General features: G+C 67.2%; 20 protein-coding genes and 1 pseudogene. 7 read left to right on the forward strand and 14 right to left on the reverse strand.

The window, feature by feature from the left end; translation table 11 throughout:
* Both WBB07_RS00005 and WBB07_RS00010 read right to left on the reverse strand, forming a co-directional pair.
* A partial coding sequence (locus tag WBB07_RS00005) for a carboxylesterase family protein (RefSeq protein WP_526303569.1) occupies positions 1 to 716 on the reverse strand: 716 nt, incomplete at its 3' end.
* A gap of 227 nt (positions 717 to 943) precedes the next feature.
* Complete coding sequence (locus WBB07_RS00010; RefSeq protein WP_526303571.1) at positions 944 to 1,642, reverse strand: TetR/AcrR family transcriptional regulator; 699 nt, start codon at positions 1,640 to 1,642, stop codon at positions 944 to 946.
* A gap of 299 nt (positions 1,643 to 1,941) precedes the next feature.
* On the opposite strand from WBB07_RS00010, the pseudogene WBB07_RS00015 reads away from it, so the two are divergent.
* Positions 1,942 to 2,052 (forward strand): annotated as a pseudogene (locus WBB07_RS00015) (aspartate/glutamate racemase family protein); the annotation flags it as partial.
* Between the two features lie 92 nt (positions 2,053 to 2,144).
* Here WBB07_RS00015 and mftG read toward each other — a convergent pair.
* The 7 genes from mftG to mftA all read right to left on the reverse strand — a co-directional run bounded on the left by mftG (position 2,145) and on the right by mftA (position 8,644).
* Positions 2,145 to 3,593: a mycofactocin dehydrogenase MftG gene (mftG, locus tag WBB07_RS00020; protein ID WP_526303573.1), complete on the reverse strand. Its 1,449-nt coding sequence runs from the start codon at positions 3,591 to 3,593 to the stop codon at positions 2,145 to 2,147.
* A gap of 3 nt (positions 3,594 to 3,596) precedes the next feature.
* Positions 3,597 to 5,033, reverse strand: coding sequence for a mycofactocin biosynthesis glycosyltransferase MftF (mftF, locus tag WBB07_RS00025; RefSeq protein ID WP_526303575.1), 1,437 nt, complete (start codon positions 5,031 to 5,033; stop codon positions 3,597 to 3,599).
* A complete protein-coding gene (mftE, locus tag WBB07_RS00030; RefSeq protein WP_526303577.1) occupies positions 5,030 to 5,764 on the reverse strand; it encodes a mycofactocin biosynthesis peptidyl-dipeptidase MftE in 735 nt (244 codons plus the stop codon). The genes mftF and mftE overlap by 4 nt, the downstream gene beginning before the upstream one ends.
* A 117-nt stretch (positions 5,765 to 5,881) precedes the next feature.
* Positions 5,882 to 7,057 carry a pre-mycofactocin synthase MftD gene (gene mftD / locus WBB07_RS00035; RefSeq protein WP_526303579.1) on the reverse strand — a complete coding sequence of 392 codons (1,176 nt, stop codon included), beginning with the start codon at positions 7,055 to 7,057 and terminating at the stop codon, positions 5,882 to 5,884.
* On the reverse strand, positions 7,057 to 8,256 hold the full coding sequence (gene mftC, locus WBB07_RS00040) for a mycofactocin radical SAM maturase (protein WP_526303581.1): 1,200 nt from the start codon (positions 8,254 to 8,256) through the stop codon (positions 7,057 to 7,059). The genes mftD and mftC overlap by 1 nt, the downstream gene beginning before the upstream one ends.
* Positions 8,253 to 8,546 carry a mycofactocin biosynthesis chaperone MftB gene (gene mftB / locus WBB07_RS00045; protein ID WP_526303583.1) on the reverse strand — a complete coding sequence of 98 codons (294 nt, stop codon included), beginning with the start codon at positions 8,544 to 8,546 and terminating at the stop codon, positions 8,253 to 8,255. The genes mftC and mftB overlap by 4 nt, the downstream gene beginning before the upstream one ends.
* Positions 8,547 to 8,548: 2 nt before the next feature.
* Positions 8,549 to 8,644, reverse strand: a complete 96-nt coding sequence (mftA, locus tag WBB07_RS00050; protein WP_526303585.1) for a mycofactocin precursor MftA — start codon at positions 8,642 to 8,644, stop codon at positions 8,549 to 8,551.
* Between the two features lie 94 nt (positions 8,645 to 8,738).
* Between mftA and mftR the strand changes: the two genes are divergently transcribed.
* The 3 genes from mftR (at position 8,739) to WBB07_RS00065 (ending at position 11,203) form a co-directional block, all read left to right on the forward strand.
* On the forward strand, positions 8,739 to 9,338 hold the full coding sequence (mftR, locus tag WBB07_RS00055; RefSeq protein ID WP_526303587.1) for a mycofactocin system transcriptional regulator MftR: 600 nt from the start codon (positions 8,739 to 8,741) through the stop codon (positions 9,336 to 9,338).
* Positions 9,339 to 9,416: 78 nt separating this feature from the next.
* Positions 9,417 to 9,947: an RNA polymerase sigma factor gene (locus tag WBB07_RS00060; protein WP_526303589.1), complete on the forward strand. Its 531-nt coding sequence runs from the start codon at positions 9,417 to 9,419 to the stop codon at positions 9,945 to 9,947.
* Positions 9,944 to 11,203: a VOC family protein gene (locus tag WBB07_RS00065; protein ID WP_526303591.1), complete on the forward strand. Its 1,260-nt coding sequence runs from the start codon at positions 9,944 to 9,946 to the stop codon at positions 11,201 to 11,203. Before WBB07_RS00060 ends, WBB07_RS00065 begins: the two co-directional genes overlap by 4 nt.
* Positions 11,204 to 11,294: 91 nt before the next feature.
* On the opposite strand, the gene WBB07_RS00070 is transcribed toward WBB07_RS00065, so the two are convergent.
* Complete coding sequence (locus WBB07_RS00070; RefSeq protein ID WP_526303592.1) at positions 11,295 to 11,852, reverse strand: MarR family winged helix-turn-helix transcriptional regulator; 558 nt, start codon at positions 11,850 to 11,852, stop codon at positions 11,295 to 11,297.
* Positions 11,853 to 11,906: 54 nt separating this feature from the next.
* Between WBB07_RS00070 and WBB07_RS00075 the strand changes: the two genes are divergently transcribed.
* Positions 11,907 to 12,626, forward strand: a complete 720-nt coding sequence (locus tag WBB07_RS00075; protein ID WP_526303594.1) for an SDR family NAD(P)-dependent oxidoreductase — start codon at positions 11,907 to 11,909, stop codon at positions 12,624 to 12,626.
* Between the two features lie 19 nt (positions 12,627 to 12,645).
* Here WBB07_RS00075 and WBB07_RS00080 read toward each other — a convergent pair whose 3' ends face one another.
* Complete coding sequence (locus WBB07_RS00080) at positions 12,646 to 13,809, reverse strand: NAD(P)/FAD-dependent oxidoreductase (RefSeq protein WP_526303596.1); 1,164 nt, start codon at positions 13,807 to 13,809, stop codon at positions 12,646 to 12,648.
* 56 nt (positions 13,810 to 13,865) lie between these two features.
* On the reverse strand, positions 13,866 to 14,318 hold the full coding sequence (locus WBB07_RS00085; protein WP_526303598.1) for an Rv2324 family transcriptional regulator: 453 nt from the start codon (positions 14,316 to 14,318) through the stop codon (positions 13,866 to 13,868).
* A gap of 121 nt (positions 14,319 to 14,439) precedes the next feature.
* Between WBB07_RS00085 and ddaH the strand changes: the two genes are divergently transcribed.
* Entirely contained in the window at positions 14,440 to 15,300 is an 861-nt protein-coding gene (ddaH, locus tag WBB07_RS00090) for a dimethylargininase (RefSeq protein ID WP_526303600.1), read from the forward strand.
* On the forward strand, positions 15,287 to 16,531 hold the full coding sequence (rocD, locus tag WBB07_RS00095) for an ornithine--oxo-acid transaminase (protein WP_526303602.1): 1,245 nt from the start codon (positions 15,287 to 15,289) through the stop codon (positions 16,529 to 16,531). The genes ddaH and rocD overlap by 14 nt, the downstream gene beginning before the upstream one ends.
* Here the strand turns inward: rocD and WBB07_RS00100 are convergent.
* On the reverse strand, positions 16,518 to 17,381 hold the full coding sequence (locus tag WBB07_RS00100) for a mycofactocin-coupled SDR family oxidoreductase (RefSeq protein WP_526303604.1): 864 nt from the start codon (positions 17,379 to 17,381) through the stop codon (positions 16,518 to 16,520). The two genes, rocD and WBB07_RS00100, sit on opposite strands and share 14 nt — an antisense overlap.
* Positions 17,382 to 17,573: 192 nt before the next feature.
* The gene (locus WBB07_RS00105) at positions 17,574 to 18,410 is read right to left on the reverse strand and encodes a cutinase family protein (protein WP_526303685.1); all 837 of its coding nucleotides are present in this window, start codon (positions 18,408 to 18,410) and stop codon (positions 17,574 to 17,576) included.
* Positions 18,411 to 18,454 lie beyond the last annotated feature (44 nt).

The following is an 18,454-nucleotide window of genomic DNA, read 5'->3' on the forward strand; positions in this document are numbered from 1 at the left end:
CTCATGATGATGGCGGCCCGGAACAGCCCGGCGGATCCGGGCGCGGCGAGATGGTCACACACCGACATGCCGCCGGCGGACTGCCCCGCCACCGTGACCTTCTGCGGATCGCCCCCGAAGGCGCCGATGTTCTCCTGTACCCAACGCAGTGCCGCCTGCTGGTCGGCCAGACCGTAGTTACCGACGTCGGCCGGCGGCCCGAAAGCGGGATGGGCCAGGAATCCGAGGGCTCCCAGCCGGTAGTTGATGGTGACGACAACGATCTGGCCCCGGGCAGCCAGCAACTGCGCCCGGTAGAGGTCGGAGCTGCCGTTGACGAAGGCACCGCCGTGAATCCACACCATCACCGGCAGGCCTGCCGCGCCGGTGGGCGCCCAGACATTGAGCGTCAGGCAGTCCTCGCCCACGGCCAATCCGTAGTCGGGGTCGAGCATGTTGCCTTGGACGCAGCGCACGCCGGGTTTGGTGGCGTCGCGCAGGCCGTCCCACGCCTGCACCGGAGCCGGAGGCCGCCAACGCAGCTCCCCCACCGGCGGCGCGGCGTACGGAATACCTTGGAAGAGAACATGATCCGGCGCAACGAGACCGCGCACTGCCCCGGCCCCGGTGTGCACCTCCCCGGAATCGAGGGTCGCGTCCGGCGTCGGCGCCTGCTCACCGTCCGACGTCTGCCCCTGTCCGCAGCCGGCTGCGAACACCACAAGTAGAACCGCCACCAGGACGGCCCAGCGCCGGCGGGGGGAACACCCCCGAGATCTGGAGATCAAAGTAAACGGACAATAGCCCGAAATTCCTCCGGGCGGCTCCGACGATCCCCACACCGACAACCCGACACCCGCCGACTTGCTCGAACGCATCTGCGCGCGCGAGCCCGGTCACGTGAGGTCCGGCCCCCGAGGCTCTCGGCCAACACATCTGTCGGCGGCCTCGAGCGCCTTCGTACCTATTCGTTGTTCGCTGAGGTGAGCGGCGTATGCCGGGAGTGCGTCGCCAGGTAACCGTCCACTGCGCACTCCGCCAGGCGGCGGTAGTCGACATCGGGCAGAGTGCTCAATTTGGCGAGCGTGATCGGGCCCAGTAGCAGCGCCGCCGCCTCGCCGTGGTCGACAGCACCGAGTTCGGCGATGGCCTGATCACTGCGGAGGATGGCGTCGAAGGGTGCGGCGTACTGTTCGGCGACCCGCTCCCGCAGGGTGCGCACTTCGGCACTGTCAGCGACCGTGCCGCTCGGCGAGAACGGGTACCCCCCCAGATCGCCGCCGAGCGACAGCCACGACAACGCGGTGAGGCTGGCCGGTGCGTCGGCGATCAGCTGGGCTTGCGCCTGCACCAGCGCGATCAGCCGGTCCCGGAGCGACCCCTGCTCCGGTGGCGTCAGCGCCGGCGGGATGAGCGCGTGAAACGCTGCGGCCAGTAGGTCGTTACCGCTCGGAAAGTGCCGGTACAGGGTGGCGCGAGCGACGTTCGCCCCACGCAACACCGCATCGACGGTGACCGCGCTGGGCCCACCCGTGCGCAGAAGTGCGGTAGCGGACTCGAGCAGCCGGGCACGCGATCGCGCCGGCCGAGGATCGCTCCGGCCGGTGGTCGGCTCGGTCGGCCCCGTCGCAGACCCGGTCAGCCCCGTCGGTCCGATCGTCATTGCAGAACCCTTCTCACCAGCATGACCGCAGCCCTCTCGAGACGACTGCCAGTCGCACAAATGCATTCACCGCAGAGACGCGACGCCACGGTCGGCACCTCACCCGGCCCGGCAAGCCTACCCGGCTCGGCTCTTCTGCAGCAGAAGCCGTTTCGTCACCGGCGGGCGGTCGGCGGCAACCGGACAACGGCCCGCCGACAATCGGCCGGATGCGTACGTGATCGCCGGTTTCGGCGACCCAGGGCCTACACCCCCACCGCCTGCCTGGGGGGTACGTCTGCGACATCCCCGTCCTGCGGATCGACTCCGATCCCGGCAGCATCGAACCGATCGGCCGGTTGTGCGCCCAGGCGCTCGAGGCCGACGGCAGCCGGTCGATCGTGTTGGGATGTGCGGCCATGGCGCGCTTCGCCGAACCGCTGCGCCAACAACTCGGCGTCCCGGTGATCGACGGAGTGGTGGCCGCCACGCTGCTGGCCGAGGCCCTGGCCCCGCTGTCGGGTCAGCCGGACAGCAACTGCGCCGCCCGGTGCGCCAGCATCACGATCGTCGCGTGGGGACCACGGCTCGGCACCGCGGGCAGCACCGAGCCGTCGATCACCCACAGTCCGTCAACCCCCCGCACCCGGCAGGAGGGATCCGTCACCGCCATCGTGTCCCCATCGGCACCCATCGGCGCGGTGGCGCACAGGTGCTGCGACGTCGCCCAGGCCGGCTCACCGATTTCGGTTGCGGCACTGGCCAAGTGTCGCGCAATCTCGGCACCGGTGCGCAGCGCCTCCACATCGGAGGCCACGCTGTCATAACGATGTTCGATACGCGGCGGCACTGCCGGATCGGCGGACCGCAGCGACAGTCGCCCCCGCGACCGGGGCCGCATCAGCGCCACCCCCAGATGTGGCCAATCCGGGTGCCCACTGACCGAGTTGCCCACCATCGCAATGAAACCGCCGGTATAGGGCCGGATCTCGAGTTCACCCTGCAGACTCAGCACCACTTCCAGCACCGGCCTGCTGGGCGCAACGGCCCAGTTCGTCGGCAGCACCCATTCCGGATGGTCGGCGAACCGACGCCCCACCGGCGCTGGAACGATCAGCGGTATCCCGATCTCCCGCAGGTGCGCCTCATCACCCACCCCGGACAGCATCAACAGGTGCGCAGAGCCGATTGCACCGCAGCACAATACAATTCGATCAGCGGTCAACACCTCGGGTCCGTCAGGTCCGATCACCTCGACACCGGTGGCCCGGCGCCCGCAGATCTGGATCCGGACCGCCCGCACGCCGGTTCGGATCCGCAGGTTCGGCCGGCTCATCGCCGGTTCCAGGAAAGCCGCCCCGGGCCCGGTGCGGACGCCGCCGACGATGTTCAGCGGTACCGCACCCACCCCGTCGACTCCCGAGTTCAGCGCCGTCCCGGAGCTCAGATCCGGCAGCCACCCGAACCCGGCCTGTTCGGCGGCCTCGATGAAGGTCGCACTGCTACCGGTGAACTCGCGGGTGCGGCGAATCGGGATGGGACCGGTGTGGCCGTGCTCGGGATGCTCCGGGAAGTCCAGATCGGTTTCGATGTCCAGGTAGTGGGCCAGCACGTCAGCCCAGGACCAGCCGGGCAAGTCCCATCCGGCGATATCGCTGGGCATCGCCCGGCAGAAGTAGCCACCGTTGACCGCGCCCGACCCGCCGACGGTGGCACCGCGCACCAGCTGCGCGCCCCGCCGCGGCGCATCGGTCAGCTCGGTCTGATAGCGCGCCACCACCGGGCTGACATCGCCGATGGGCAGTTGCAGACCGTTGCGGGTCAGCGCGCCGACCCCGCACTCGGCCGGCCCCGGCCCGGATTCCAGGACCGTGACGGTACGAGCCGAATCGGTGGAAAGCGTTGCCGCGAGCACAGATCCTGCACTACCGGCGCCGACGATCAGTACGTCGCTGTGTGAGAGCGCAGTCACCCGTCAGGACCGGATTTGCGGCTTCAGCGGGCCGAGGGTGCGTTCCCGCACCACCCCGGTCCACAATCCGGTGCCGTAGGCGATGTCGTCGAGACGTTTGAGCAGCAGGTAGGCGATCAGCCCCAGGGGTTTGGCGTCGTCCTCGGTGTGGTGCCGGCGGCTCAGCCAATCCACCACGCCGTCGATCGCGGCTGCCAGCAGCACAATACGGCGGCACCTCTTGGAGAGCACGGCCGCCACCATCGCCACCGGCCAGTAGTGCCGGCAGATGGCCGAGGTCAGCTGCAGCACGGCCGAGCCGAGCCAGCGGCCGGTGACAAACGCGACGTCCCGGGGCTGGGTCTCGGGGGCCTTCATGGCTTTGGCCACCCGGCGCCCGGTGAGGGCGACGGCGACCAGCGAGGCCAGATAGCTCAGCCGGGTGCCGACGGCGATCAGCAGCCACACCACCGCGGTGGTGCCAGACACCACCATGGGCGCCGTCTTGTCCGGGTGTCTCGCCGACAACGGCGCCGCCGAAGTCCCGTAGAACGCCTTGCGCGTCATCCAGTCTCGCAGTTTGGTGCGGTGGTCATGGGCCACCAGAGCGATGGGCTCGTAGCGCAACCGGGCGCCGGCCTCGACCAGGCGCCAGCACAGGTCGACGTCCTCTCCGGAGAGCATGTCCTCATCGAAGCCGCCGAGGTCGGCGACGATGCTGCGCCGGCAGATGATGGCCGCACTCGGCACGTAGGACACCGTGCTGTAGGGCAGCACCGGAGCTTCCCGGTGCCCCAAGTCCAGCGAGGAGCGAATGGCCTCATACCGGCCCACCATGTTGTCGGTCTGCGACATCCCCACGATGCGGGGCGCGACCAGCGCCACCGACGGATCGCAGAAATGTCCGAGCAGCGCCTCCAGCCAGCCCCGGCGCGGCACCACATCGGAATCCAGGAAGGCGACAAAATTGGTGTGGCTGGCTGCCAACCCGGTGTTCCTGGCGGCCGCCGGGCCGCAGCTGACCGGGTGGCGGATCACCTGGACGTCGCAGTGACATCCGGCGAAGTCGCCGGCCTGTACCGGGCACTTCGAGCCGTCGTCGACGATGATGATTCGCAGCCCACGCATCGAGGAGACCAGCCGCTGAACCCCAAAACTGTTGTCGCGCACTGGAACAACAACGGTGACGTCCAGGTGTGACGGCCCGCCAGCCGGCCGCGGATGTGCCACGGTGGCGTCGAGCAGCGTGCGTGCGAGTTGGGCACTGGTGGCGTCGTGCACCTCCAGCCTGCCATCGTCGAGCAGCGTCTGCGCGGCCGGCGCCAGCCGCAGCAGGCGTGTCGGCGAACCGCCGAGCAGGGCCGCTCCGGAACCCAACACCCGCACCCGACGGTCCACCTGGACGGCAAACCCGTCCGGCAACCGGGCCACTGTGGACCCGGTTCCGGTTGTCGGCCTCATACGAGCATTCCGTCGGTGTTGGGTGTCCACCGCACCACCCGCTCGACGCAGCCGCTGACCATCTCCTCGAACAACCGTTCGCCCGCATCCGCGGTCGCGGTGGTCGGATCCCCCAATACTCCCACCTCACTCACTGCTGCCACTCCCCCGCTACGCATCCTCGGCATCAACTCCGCCAACGGTGCGCTGTTACCTGGACAGAACTCCTCGACCAGGACATCAGATGGCGAAAGATACAGCAAGACCGATGTTTCGGCATGGCCCGCGTGCGCGTCGCCACCCCGGACGGTGCACGAGCCCCAACCGACGTCACGGCCTTCATATCGCAGCAGCGCGGTCGCCGCGCGCAATGCCGTGACATTGCCGCCGTGGCCGTTGACAAACACCAGCCGCTGAGCCCAGCGACACGCGGACCGGCCGAACTCGACGAGTACCCGCTCCAGGACCTCCGAACCGATGGAGACGGTGCCGGGAAATCCTTCGTGCTCGCCACTGGCGCCGTAAGGCACCGGGGGTGCCAGCAGATAGGCCGGATCGGCCACGCGGGTGATCATCGCGCGCGCCACCGCAGTCGCGATTCGCGTGTCGGTATCCAGCGGAAGATGCGGCCCGTGCTGTTCGGTGGACCCCACCGGGACGACAACGACGGGAGAAGTGCTGTGCAACTGCGGTGACGTCATGTTCCCGAGGACCGTGGGGGCAGGCACTTGCCGATGGTAGGCCGAATTCACCTGGAACGCCCCGATTGTTGGCACAGCGGACGGAATTCTTTCACGACCGGCGGGGCCACGGGAACCATTGGTTCACCACAGCCCCGCCTGTCTCGCCTGTATCAGTTGTGCCGGCGCTCAGGTGCCGAGGGCACGGGTGAAGCCGTCGGGGACCAGAATGTCCTCCGGGGTCAGATCGTGAATCGAGGAGTGCCCGAGTCCCATGAGCGCGGAGTCGATCCCGCCGCGCAGGATGTCGAGGACGTTCTCCACTCCGGCTTGTCCGTTGGCCGCCAGACCCCACAGATACGCCCGGCCGATCATCACCGCACGGGCGCCGAGCGCAACCGCCTTGACGACGTCGCTGCCGCGGCGGATCCCGCCGTCCAGCAGAACCTCCACCTGGTCACCCACCGCGTCGGCGATGGCGGGCAGACACCGGATGGCCGCCGGAGTGCTGTCCAGGTTGTTGCCACCGTGATTGGACACCGTGATCGCTGAAACACCGGCATCTACAGCGCGTTTGGCATCGTCCACCCGAACCATGCCCTTGAGCAGGAACGGGCCACCCCATTGCTCACGCAACCAGGCAACGTCCGCCCAGGTGGGCGGTGGTGTCCCCATCCACTGGCCGTAGGCCTCGAAGAAGGTCGGCCCGGCCTCACCGCGGCGCCCCTGATTGGGCACCCGGAGATCCGGTGGCCGCAGCGTCTTGGCAAAGCTGTACAACCAGCGCGGCTTGGTCAGCACCTCGGGAGACATCTTGACCATGGTCTTGAGGTCCATCCGCTCCGGGATCTTCGGCGAACCCCAGTCCCGGCCGTGGCTGAAGCTCCAGTCCGTGGTCAGGATCAGCCCGACGGCACCGGCGGCCCGGGCGCGCTCCATGCGTGCCAGGATCTCGTCGCGACTGCCCAGCCAGTAGATCTGGAAGAAGATCTTGCCGTTGACAGCGGTGACCTCTTCCATGGGCTTGCTCGCAAACGAGGACAGTCCCATCGCGGTACCGCGTGCGGCGGCCGCCCGGGCCACTGCCACCTCCCCGTCGGGATCGACGGCCTGCACACCGGTCGGCGAGATGATCACCGGCATCGAGATGTCCTGACCCAGCACCGTTGTCGCGAGCTCACGCTTCTCGGTCGCACCGATGACGTGCGGAGCCAGACCGAGCTCGGAGAACGCCGCCACGTTGTCGGCGACGCTCACGCCCTTCTCGCTGGCGGAGATCAGCGACGAATAGGCAGACTTCGGCAGCCGCTTCTTCGCCCGCTGCTGGGCGATCGCCACCGTTTCGAACCACTTATCACGAGCCATCAGACGGGACTTTCGTTGCAGAATTTCTTCGGAGGGGCGGCCAGTGACAACATCACCGGACCACTGGTCTTGCGTTTGCCGGTGCGGGAGTGATCCCCGCTGGGCTTGGGCTTGTCGCGCTCCATCGCCAGCGCCGGCTCACCGAAACCCTGGACACATTCGGGGTCGGGCCCGTCCAGGGGTAGCCCGGTGAAGAACTTCGCGGCCATACAGCCACCGCGGCAGGCATCGAAGTGGTCACATCCCGAGCACGCACCCGCCGACTGCGGCTCCCGCAACTCCAGGAACAACGGCGACTCCTGCCAGACACCCTGGAATCCCGGCGCACCGGAACTCGCGCCTGCCAATACATTTCCCGCCAGGAACTTGTCGTGGATGGCAAACGGGCAGGCATACACATCGCCGATCGGGTCGATCAGACACACCACCCGCCCCGCCCCGCACAGGTTCAGACCGGCGAGCGCACCCGGCTCACCGAGCCCGGCGAGGTGGAAGAACGAATCGCCGGTGAGCACCCGCTCACCGTTGAGCACCAGCCAGTCGTAGAGCTGCACCTGCTGCGCCGAGGTCGGATGCAACTCATCCCACACATCGGCCCCGCGTCCCGACGGCCGTAACCGGGTGATTCGCAAGGTGGCGCCGTAGTGGTCGGCCAAGGCTTTGAAATCGTCGAGCTGGTCGACGTTGTGGCGGGTCACCACCACCGAGATCTTGGCATCCTTGAAGCCGGCAGCTTTGAGGTTCTCCAGAGCTTTGATCGCCATCGCGAACGACCCCGCACCGCGCACCGCGTCGTTGATCTCCGCAGTCGCACCATCGAGGGAGATCTGCACATCGACGTAATCGCTCGCGGCCAGCTTGGCGGCCACCTTCTCGTTGATCCGCACCCCGTTGGTGGAGAACTTCACCCCCACATGGTGTTCGGTCGCATAGTCGACCAGCTCCCAGAAATCCGGGCGCACCGTCGGTTCCCCGCCACCGATGTTGACGTAGAACACCTGCATCCGCTCGAGCTCGTCGATGATGTCCTTGCATTGCTGCGTCGAGAGCTCCCGCGGGTCACGCTTGCCGGAGGCCGACAGGCAGTGCACACACGACAGGTTGCAGGCGTAGGTCAATTCCCAGGTCAGACAGATCGGGGCGTCCAGGCCGCGCTCGAACTGATCCACCAGACGCGGAACGGGAAGCACTGCAGTCATGAGTTCTCCTTCGGGACAAGCATGTTCGACGCCACCAAAGTGGCCAGCGCACGCAGGTAGGGCTGCTGGGCGTCATCGTCGATATCGGCTGCGCGGCAGGCGGATCGCACATCGGGGTGATCACCCAACGATTCGATCAACGCCAAGATCGTGCGGTTCTTCAGGAACGAGAGTTTGCGGGTACCGAAGTGGTAGAGCAGCGCGCCGAACGGCTCCGGCCGCACCGCCACCTGGGGATGCAGTCGCCATCCACAGCCCGGATCGAACATCACCGTCGGCGCGCTACCCATGGTCAGTAGACCCCACACATCCCGTCGATGGACACCTCTTCGACCAGTGACTCACTGACCAGTTCGGTATCTGATACAACCTGCGAATCGTGTTCCATACTGACCTGCCTTTCTTGATGTGACACTCGACACAGCGTCGGGTGCGGACCACAATATGGCATCGAGTGCCTAAACGGAAGAGGAGGGGTATTGGTGGCTGAGTCCACTGCCCGGCAAGGGCAAGCCCACCTGGGCAGGAAGCGCTCCACCACCCGCGACCACATTGCCGACGTCGCGATCGATCTGTTCTGCACCCACGGCTTCGATGCGGTGAGTGTCGACGACGTGGCCCAGGCCGCCGGCATCGCGCGCCGCACACTGTTTCGGTACTACGCCTCCAAGAGCGCGATCCCCTGGGGGGATTTCGACGTCCACCTGGCGCAGCTGAGGGAGCTGTTCGCCGCCATCGACCCGGATGTGCCGGTGCGAGAAGCTCTGCGCTCTGGGCTGCTGGCGTTCAACACCTTCGACGAGGAGGAGGCCATCCGGCACCGCGAACGTATGCGGATGATCTTGGAAACCGCCGAGCTACAAGCTTATTCGATGACCATGTACGCCGGTTGGCGACGCGTCATCGCCGAGTTCGTGGCCTACCGCCGCAACCAGCTGCCCGACGATATCGGCCCTCAGGCCGTCGCCTGGATGATGCTGGGAGTTGCGCTGTCGGCCTACGAGCACTGGCTGGCCGACGATGCCATGCCCCTGACCGAAGCGTTGGGCCAAGCCTTCGAGGTCGTCGCGTCAGGTCTGTAGCGCGGCCGCTCGGTGGCGCCCGGGAAAAATTGCGGAAACAGGCGACGGAGTCCGACTCCGGATGGCGACGATGAGGATGTGAGCGCCGAATCGGAGCGACCCAGGGCCGAACGGGGCGCCCCGGATGTGCTGCTGAGGCTGTACGACGAGGCGCTGCCGATCGTGTACGGGTACTTCGTGCGGCGCTGCAGCGACCGCGGAACGGCCGAGGACCTGACATCGGAGACCTTCCTGGCGGCCATGGATGCCGCCAGAAAGGTCGATCCGCCGCCGGTCACGGTGCCCTGGCTACTCGGGGTGGCCCGGCACAAACTCGCCGATCACTACCGGCGCCGGCATGACCGGTTCACCGTTCCGGTGGCGGACCTGACCGAGCTCATCGCCGAAACCGATACCTGGGACGCCGAATTGGACCGACTGATCGCCGAGAGCGTGCTGGCCAGATTGTCGGAAACACATCGGACCGTGCTGGCCCTGCGCTACATGGATGACCGGTCGGTACCGGAGTGCGCCGAATTGATCGGCCGCACCGTGCACGCCACCGAAGCACTCTTGGTCCGGGCCCGCCGGGCGTTCAGACAGCAATACCCGGAAGGAGGTGCACCATGATCAACGACAGCGAGATCAACGATCGCGATCCGTTGCATGTGCTGCACGGTGACGACCTTCCGGTGCAACCCGACCCACAGTTCGCCGCACGTCTGCGCCGCCGCCTCGAGACGGCACGGACCCTTCCCGAAGGAGTGATCATGAGCGGCACCGACACCGCCATCAAGAACCTGAGCACCGCGGGGGCGCTGCACCCCTATCTGACCGTGGCCGATGCCCGGGCCGCGATCAGCTGGTACCTCGACATCTTCGGCGCCACCGTACTGGGTGACCCGATTGTCATGGACGACAACCGAATCGGCCATGCTGAACTCCGAGTGGGCACCGGGGTGCTGTACCTGGCCGACGCCTACCCCGAGCTGGGCCTGACGGCTCCGGCGCCGGGGGCCACCTCGGTGAGCCTGATGCTGCCGGTGGCCGACACCGACACCGTGCTGGAGCGAGCCCGCAGCGGCGGCGCCCGGGTGCAGCGCGAACCCTACGAGGATCACGGCGCCCGAAACGCCAGCATCATCGATCCGTTCGGCCATCGCTGGATGCTGACGGGGCCGACGACGGAAGCGGCCGCGACCATCGCCCACGGCGATGTCGGGTACGTATCGGTGTGGGCACCGGACGCCGCCCGGGCCGCCGCGTTCTACGGCCACGTTCTGGGCTGGGTATTCGACCCGGACACCGGTCAGGTCACCAACACCACGCAACCCATCGGCATCCACGACGCCGGGTCCAGCACGCTGTTCTGCTGCTATGCGGTCACCGATCTCGAGGGGGCCCGCCGGTCGATCGTGCGCGGTGGCGGGCAACCCGGCGCCATCACCGAGTTCGATTTCGGCACCGTCCTCGACGCCACCGATTCGCAGGGCATGGCGTTCGCGGTGTTCACCCCGAAACCCGGCACACCCCGCCCGGCGCTCAACGGCACTGGGCCCGGCGAACTCTCGTACATCACCTACCAGGTACCCGATGCCGCGGAGTTCCGGTCGTTCTACAGCGGATTGCTGTTCTGGACATTTGCCCCGGGTCGGGTCGATGACGGCTGGGAGATATCGGGCACCCATCCGATGGCCGGTGCCGCCGGCGGTTCCACCACCGCGGTGACGATGCCGATGTGGACGGTTGCCGACATCGGCAGCGCCGTCGGCCGCGTCCGGGAGGCCGGTGGCACGGTGCAACAAGAACCCAACCGACAGTCCTACGGGTTGATGGCCGAGTGCACCGACGACCAGGGCGGCCGGTTCTATCTGGGCGAGTTCTGAAGCCGGGGAGCTCTCATCACCGCCCTGAACGAGCGTGTTTGTACGCCGGCACTCCGTGCCGGGCGTACAAATACGCTCGTTCACCAACCATTCAGGCATCAACGCCGGCAGCGGAATGCCCGACGTGACCGGGCCGCTGACCATCTCCGAGCAGGAGCGACAGGTGCTGGAGAAGCAGTCTGAGGGTGTTCTCCAGCTGTTCTTGCTGATCCTTGGAGAGCCCGTCGAGCAACTCGCATTCCCGCGCCAGCACGGCGCCGACAAGATCGTCGACTTCTGCACGACCGAGCGGGGTGAGCTCGACGTCCACGGTTCGCGAGTCACGGCGCCCGGTCCGTTTCACGAAACCTTGCGCCTCCGCCCGGTCCACGCGTTGGGTGATCGCTCCGGCGGTGATCAGCGAAGCTGCCGCCAGTTCACGGGTGGTCATCGAGTAGGGCCGGCCATGGCGGCGCAGCGTGGACAGCAGGTCGAGGGTGGCCATATCGGCGCGACGGTCACGCAGCAGGCGCGCCCGGTCGTCGCCGAGCAGCTTCGCGATGTGCCACACCCGGGTGACGATCCCGATGGAATCCACCGGGAGATCCGGTAACTCACGCTTCCACGCCGCGGCAATCGCGTCGACGGGATCGCTTGGTGTGGCGTCCACGGGCTCTCCTGCTACTGTTGTTTAGACCTAAACATAGCAGGAAGTGGGTTACCCATGCGCTCTGTCGTAGTGACTGGCGGCGGCACCGGTATCGGCCGGGAGATCGCCGCTCGATTCGCCGCAGAAGGTTGCGATGTTGTCATCACGGGACGCCGATCGGAGGTGCTCCGGGCGGCGCTGGAAACCATCGGCAGCTCGGCCCGGGCGATCACGATGGACGGGACCGACCCCCAGCAGACTGCTGCAGCGGCGCAGGAGATCGGCGCCGTCGACGTGTTGGTCAACAATGCCGGCGGCAACACCGATTTCGACCGGCAGACACCGCGCAACTTGGACGAACTCGCCGATGCATGGCGCCAGAACCTGGACAGCAACGTGCTCACCGCGGTGCTGATGACAACGGCGCTGCTTCCCGCCATGCCGAGCGGTTCATCCGTGATCACCATCGGTTCCATCGCCGCAGACAAGGGGGCCGGCTCATACGGAGCCGCCAAGGCGGCCGTCGCATCGTGGAACGTCGACCTGGCCCGGCAACTCGGCGATCGGGGCATCACCGCCAACGTCGTCTCGCCCGGCTACATCGCCGACACGGAGTTCTTCCGAGACAAGCTCACCGATGAACGCAGAGGTTCTCTGATCGAAGCGGCGATGACCAATCGTGCGGGCACGCCGGACGATATCGCCGCGACCGTCCGGTTTCTGGCCTCACCCGGCGCACGTCAGATCACCGGGCAGACCATCGCCGTCAACGGCGGCGAATGGACAACGCGCTAGCTCCTGTGGGTAGCGAAAGTCAGCCCAACACTTCGGAGATGGCGGCGCCGGCGGCGATCTTGGCCCGCGCTTTCATGACCTTGCCCGGCATCCCGCCGCCGACCACGCCCACGACCGCGCCTTCCCGCTCGTAGTACGCCAGGAATTTGCGGCCGTCGTCCTCGACCAGGTGCACCACGTCGTCGGACTCCGGCTCCCCCAGACACTGGATCTTGACGTCGTACTGATCGCTCCAGAAGTACGGGACCACCACGGCCTGCGGCGGCTCAATGCCGAGCAGCGACGGCACCAGCACCCGGGCCTGTTCGGCAACGTTGCTCCAATGTTCCACGCGGGCTTGATGCCCCAGAGCGTCCTGCCACGAAGCCACATCGCCGAGAGCCCAGATGTGCGGGACTCCGGTGCGGCCCACGTTGTCGCAGATGACGCCGTTGTCCACGGCCACCCCACTGCCCTCGAGCCAATCGGTGGCCGGGCGGGAACCGATGCCCACCACCACCAGGTCGGCCTCGATCTCGGCCCCGTCGGTCAACACCACCTTCTCCACCCGACCGGCGCCCAGCACCTCGGCGACCCCGACTCCGGTGCGCACGTCGACACCCTCGCCACGGTGCAGCCGGGCGACGAGTTCACCGATCTGTTCGCCGAGTACCGACGCCAGCGGTGTCGGTTGCGGTTCCACCATCGCCACCTCGACACCGAGTCCACGCAGGCTGGCAGCAACCTCGCAGCCAATGAAACCGGCCCCGATGACAACCGCACGATGCGCCTCGCCGGCATGCTTGCGCAGCTCCAGGCTCTCGTCGAAGGTCCGTAGCACCCGGACACCGGGCAGGTCCGGGAACGACGGAATGCGCCTGGGCACCAAACCGGTGGCGATGATCAACTCGTCGTAGGCCAGGACCGTGTTGTTGGCCAGCGTCACGGTCTTGGCATCACCGTCGATGGTGGTCGCGGCCGATCCCAGCAGCAGCGTGATGTTGTTCTCGTCGTAGAACTCCAGGGGTTTGAGCGTCACGTCGTCGACCTTGGCCCGCAGCACTTCCTTCGACAGCGGCGGCCGATCGTAGGGCAGATGCACCTCGTCGCTGACGATCGTGACCGGTCCGGTGTACTCCGCACGGCGCAACTGCTCGGCGACCCGGGTCGCGGCCAGTCCACCACCAACGATGACAATTCCCACGCAAGTTGTCTACACGATGTCGCGGCGGCGTGGTTCGCCACCCTCGGTACAACTGCTCAGCCGGCCGGCGGCGACCGGTCGATCAGACTCGACAGCACCACGATGCTTTCGCTGCGCTCGATGTCCCCGCTGGACCGAATCTGCTCCAATGTTGCTTCCAGGTGCCGCATGTCGCGCGCGAGCACGTGCAGGATCGCATCCGCGGTACCGGTCACCGTTGCTGCCGACACCACCTCGGGCATCGCCACCCACGCCGCCCGCAGCCGTTCCGGGGAGATGTTTCCGTGGCAGTAGACCTGCACATAGGCCTCGGTGGTCCAGCCCAGCGCCTGCCGATCGATCACCGTGGTGAAGTTGCGGATCACCCCGTTGCCGATCAGCCGGTCCACCCGCCGTTTCACCGCCGGCGCCGACAGGTTGACCCGCTCCCCGATCTCGGCGAACGTCGCACGAGAGTTCTCGGCCAGCTGCGCCAGGATCAGTTCGTCGGTCTCGTCCAGCCGATCCATCGAGTCAACCCTCCCCTCACGCAACAAAACGCCGCATTCTGCGGATCTATGCATGGAATCCTACGTCGATACGCAACAGGTAGAGATTGATTGCGCCGCCAGACAAAAATATCCTCGGCTCATGTCGATCTCTGATGTCACCGCCCCCGATCGGACACCGGAATCAGCACCACGAACAGCCACCGTTCGCCGCTACGTCATGACCGCGCCCACCCACTTTTCCGTCGAATACGCCATCAATCCGTGGATGGACACCTCCACGCCCGTCGACACCCACCTGGCGCTCTCCCAATGGAACACCCTGCGCCAGACCTACCTGAGCCTCGGCCACACCGTCGACCTGGTGCCACCCGAGCCCGGGCTGCCGGACATGGTGTACGCCGCCAACGGCGGACTGATCGTCGGCGACACCGCGATCGTCGCCCGCTTCAGACACCCCGAGCGCGCCGGTGAGGCGGCCGCCTACGCCGAGTGGATGTCCGCCGCCGGCTACCGGCCGCAGTTCACCGAGCATCTCAACGAAGGTCAGGGCGATCTACTGGTCGTCGGCTCGATGATCCTGGCGGGAACCGGTTTTCGCACCGACGCTGCCGCACACGCCGAAGTGGCGCAGCTGACCGGGATGCCGGTGGTCACCCTGGAACTCACCGATCCGCGGTTCTACCACCTGGACACGGCGCTGGCGGTGCTGGACGACAACACGATCGCCTACTATCCGCCGGCGTTCACCGAGGCCGCGCGCGTCACCCTGATGCGCCTGTTCCCGACGGCGATCGAGGTCACCAGCGCCGACGCCTACGTCCTGGGCCTCAACGTCGTCTCCGACGGTAAGCACGTGGTGTTGCCTGCGGCCGCGGCGGGATTAACCGAACAACTCCGGGCCGGCGGCTTCGAGCCGATCGGCGTGGATCTGTCCGAACTGCTCAAGGGCGGCGGTTCCGTCAAATGCGCCACATTGGAGATCTACCGTGACGATCGTTGACACCGTGCCCACCGCCTCGGACGCCGCCGACGCCGCCATCGCTGTGGAGTCGGCACACACCGCGCACAACTACGCCCCATTGCCGGTGGTCGCGGCCAACGCCGAAGGCGCCTGGATCACCGATGTCGACGGTCGCCGCTATCTCGATTGCCTGGCGGCCTATTCCGCGGTGAACTTCGGACACCGGCACCCGGGGATCGTCGCTGCGGCGCACGCTCAACTCGACCGCGTCACCCTGGTCAGCCGCGCCTTTCATTCCGACCGCCTGGGGCCGTTCTGCGCGGGCCTGGCCCAGCTGTGCGGCAAGGACCTGGTGTTGCCGATGAACAGCGGCGCCGAAGCCGTCGAAAGCGGTATCAAGGTGGCCCGCAAATGGGGTACCGACGTCAAAGGTGTTCCGGTGGGGCTGGCCAATATCGTGGTGGCGGAGAACAACTTCCACGGCCGCACCATCAGCATCGTGAGCTTCTCCTCCGACGAGTCGGCCCGTGGCGGATTCGCCCCGTTCACCCCGGGTTTCCGGGCGGTGCCCTTCGGTGCCGCCGACGCCGTCGCCGCCGCCATCGACGACAACACCGTTGCGGTGCTGCTCGAGCCCATTCAGGGTGAGGCCGGCATCATCGTCCCGCCCGACGACTACTTACCGCGGGTGCGGCAGATCTGCACCGAACGCAATGTGCTGATGATCGCCGACGAGATCCAATCCGGCCTGGCCCGTACCGGACGCACCTTCGCCTGTGATCACTGGGATGTGGTGCCCGATGTGTACCTGCTCGGCAAGGCCCTCGGCGGCGGTGTGCTGCCGATGTCCGCGGTGGTCGCCGACGCCGACATCCTCGGTGTCTTACACCCGGGCGAACACGGCTCCACATTCGGCGGCAATCCGCTGGCCGCCGCGGTGGGCACCGCTGTCGTCGAGCTGCTGCAAACCGGCGAGTTCCAGCAGCGCTCAACAGAACTGGGCCGGCACCTGCACCGCCGGCTCGCCGGCCTCATGGGGCGCGGCGTGATTGCGGTGCGTGGCCTCGGATTGTGGGCCGGAGTGGACATCGACCCGGCGCTGGGTACCGGCAGGCATCTCAGTCACCGGCTCGCGCGACGCGGCGTCCTGGTCAAGGACACCCACGGCTCGACACTGCGGTTTGCGCCACCGCTGGTGATCACCGGAGACGAAATCGACTGGGCAGTAGACCAGTTCGCCGCAACACTGGCCGAAGCTAGTACTTCATGACACCGCGGTCGACGGCGATCTGCGAACCGGAGATCGCCATCGACTCGTCGGAGGCCAGCCAGGCCACCACATTCGACACCTCTTCGGGGGCCATGAACTCCTGTAGGCCGGCCTTGCCCGCCTGATCGACCCGGTGCAGCGGCATCGGCGCAAAGCTGTGCAGGTAGCTCGGGTGTTTCCCGAAGACCTGCATCATCGCTTCGCGCTCCACCATCGGTGTGTCGATCGAGTACGGGTGGATGGAGTTGACCCGGATCCCGAACTCCCCCACCTCGAGAGCCAGCGCGTTGGTGATGGCGACCAAGCCGTGTTTGGAGGCCGAGTAGTGGCCGTTGCCCGGGGTGGCCTTCAGGCCCGCCGACGAGCTCACCACGATGATCGACCCGCCGTTGCCGGCAGCGATCATGGCGGGCACCGCAGCCCGCACAGTGCGCCAGGTTCCGGACAGGTTGGTCTCGATAACACTGTCCCACTGCTCTTCTGACATCTCGAACATCCGACCCCAGCTGAGCACGCCGGCGTTGGCCACCACGATGTCGAGACGGCCGAACTGTTCGATGCCGTCGGCGACCACTTGCTGCTGGGCGGCCAGATCACGGACGTCGACCTCGCGGGCCAGCACCTTACGACCCGTCGCCTCGACCTGGCGGACGGTCTCGGCCAGCTCCTCGGATGTCGCCGGCGGATAGGTGATGGAGTCGGAGATGGGGCCGCAGATATCGATCGCGATGATGTCGGCGCCGTCGCCGGCGAGCCGGACCGCATGCGCGCGGCCCTGGCCACGTGCCGCCCCGGTCACGAAGGCCACCCGACCCCCCAGCGGTCCCTCGACCTGTCCACCAGCGGCCATGTGCCCCGTCCCTTCCCACCTACACATCTCAGCGCGAGCGCGCGTGTCTGTACGTCGCCCACCGGCGTGTCACGTACAAAGCCGCGCGCTCACGCGGTACGGGACCACGCTAGCAGTAGAACTGGAACGTGTTCTAACAATCACACGCCGGGAACTCCGCTCGCACGGCAAGCCCGCCGGCGCCGGGCCGGTTCAGGCTCCGCTGGCGGGCATCGGAGCCGCCGGCACCACAGCCGGCGCCGGAGCCATGCTGGCCAGCTGGTAGAGCGGCGACACCCAGTTGTAGCTGCCATCGGCATAACTGGTGTGGATGGCAACCGCCTGGTCGGTGATCTCGTCGGCATCGGGGTCGTAATCGCACACGGCGTCGCCGTAGTCGCAGACGCTGATGGTGCGGCTCCCGATGGCCGGGCTCAACGGCGCCGGCGCATGTGCCAGGATCGGCCAGTCCTGCGCGACACCAAGACGCTCACCGGGGATACCGGCCGCCGTACCGAGGTTCAGAGTGGGATTGTCGGGGCGCCGGTCACCGTCGGCGATCAGCAACGCGGTGGACAGGTTCGGGCTGGCCTCGAGTGCCTGCAGATTCCGGTGTACCACCATGGCGCCCTGCGAATAGCCCGCGAGCACCACCTTGGTCGACGGGCACTGCTGCACGAAGTTGGCGTACTGGTTGGCCAGGGCGCCGGTGCCCTGGTCGACGCTACCGATGAAACCCGCCCATGCCCGGATGCCGCCATCGAGCGGAACCTCCGCGGCCGGGTAGCTGACCGCCTCAGCGGTGACGGTCTGTCCGTTGCGGACCGCCTGCTGCCGGAACGCCAGGTAGGACTGATACATCACCCGGCCCATACCGCCGTTCGCCGCGGTTTCCGAGCCGCGTTCACCGGAACCGGCGGCGCCGATCCAGTGCAGGTCGGGGCAGCCAGGCGCTGCTCCCGCAGAGCCGGCCGGCCCACCCACCACGGCGGCTGCGCCCACCAGGGCGGCTGTGCCCACCACCGTGACAAACCGAGAAAATCCCAAGATCCGACAACCCTTCACACCACACGGACGTTGCCTGGTTCATCGTC

Origin of the sequence: Mycobacterium sp. (assembly GCF_049647605.1) — a bacterium.
Taxonomy (GTDB): Bacteria; Actinomycetota; Actinomycetes; order Mycobacteriales; family Mycobacteriaceae; genus Mycobacterium.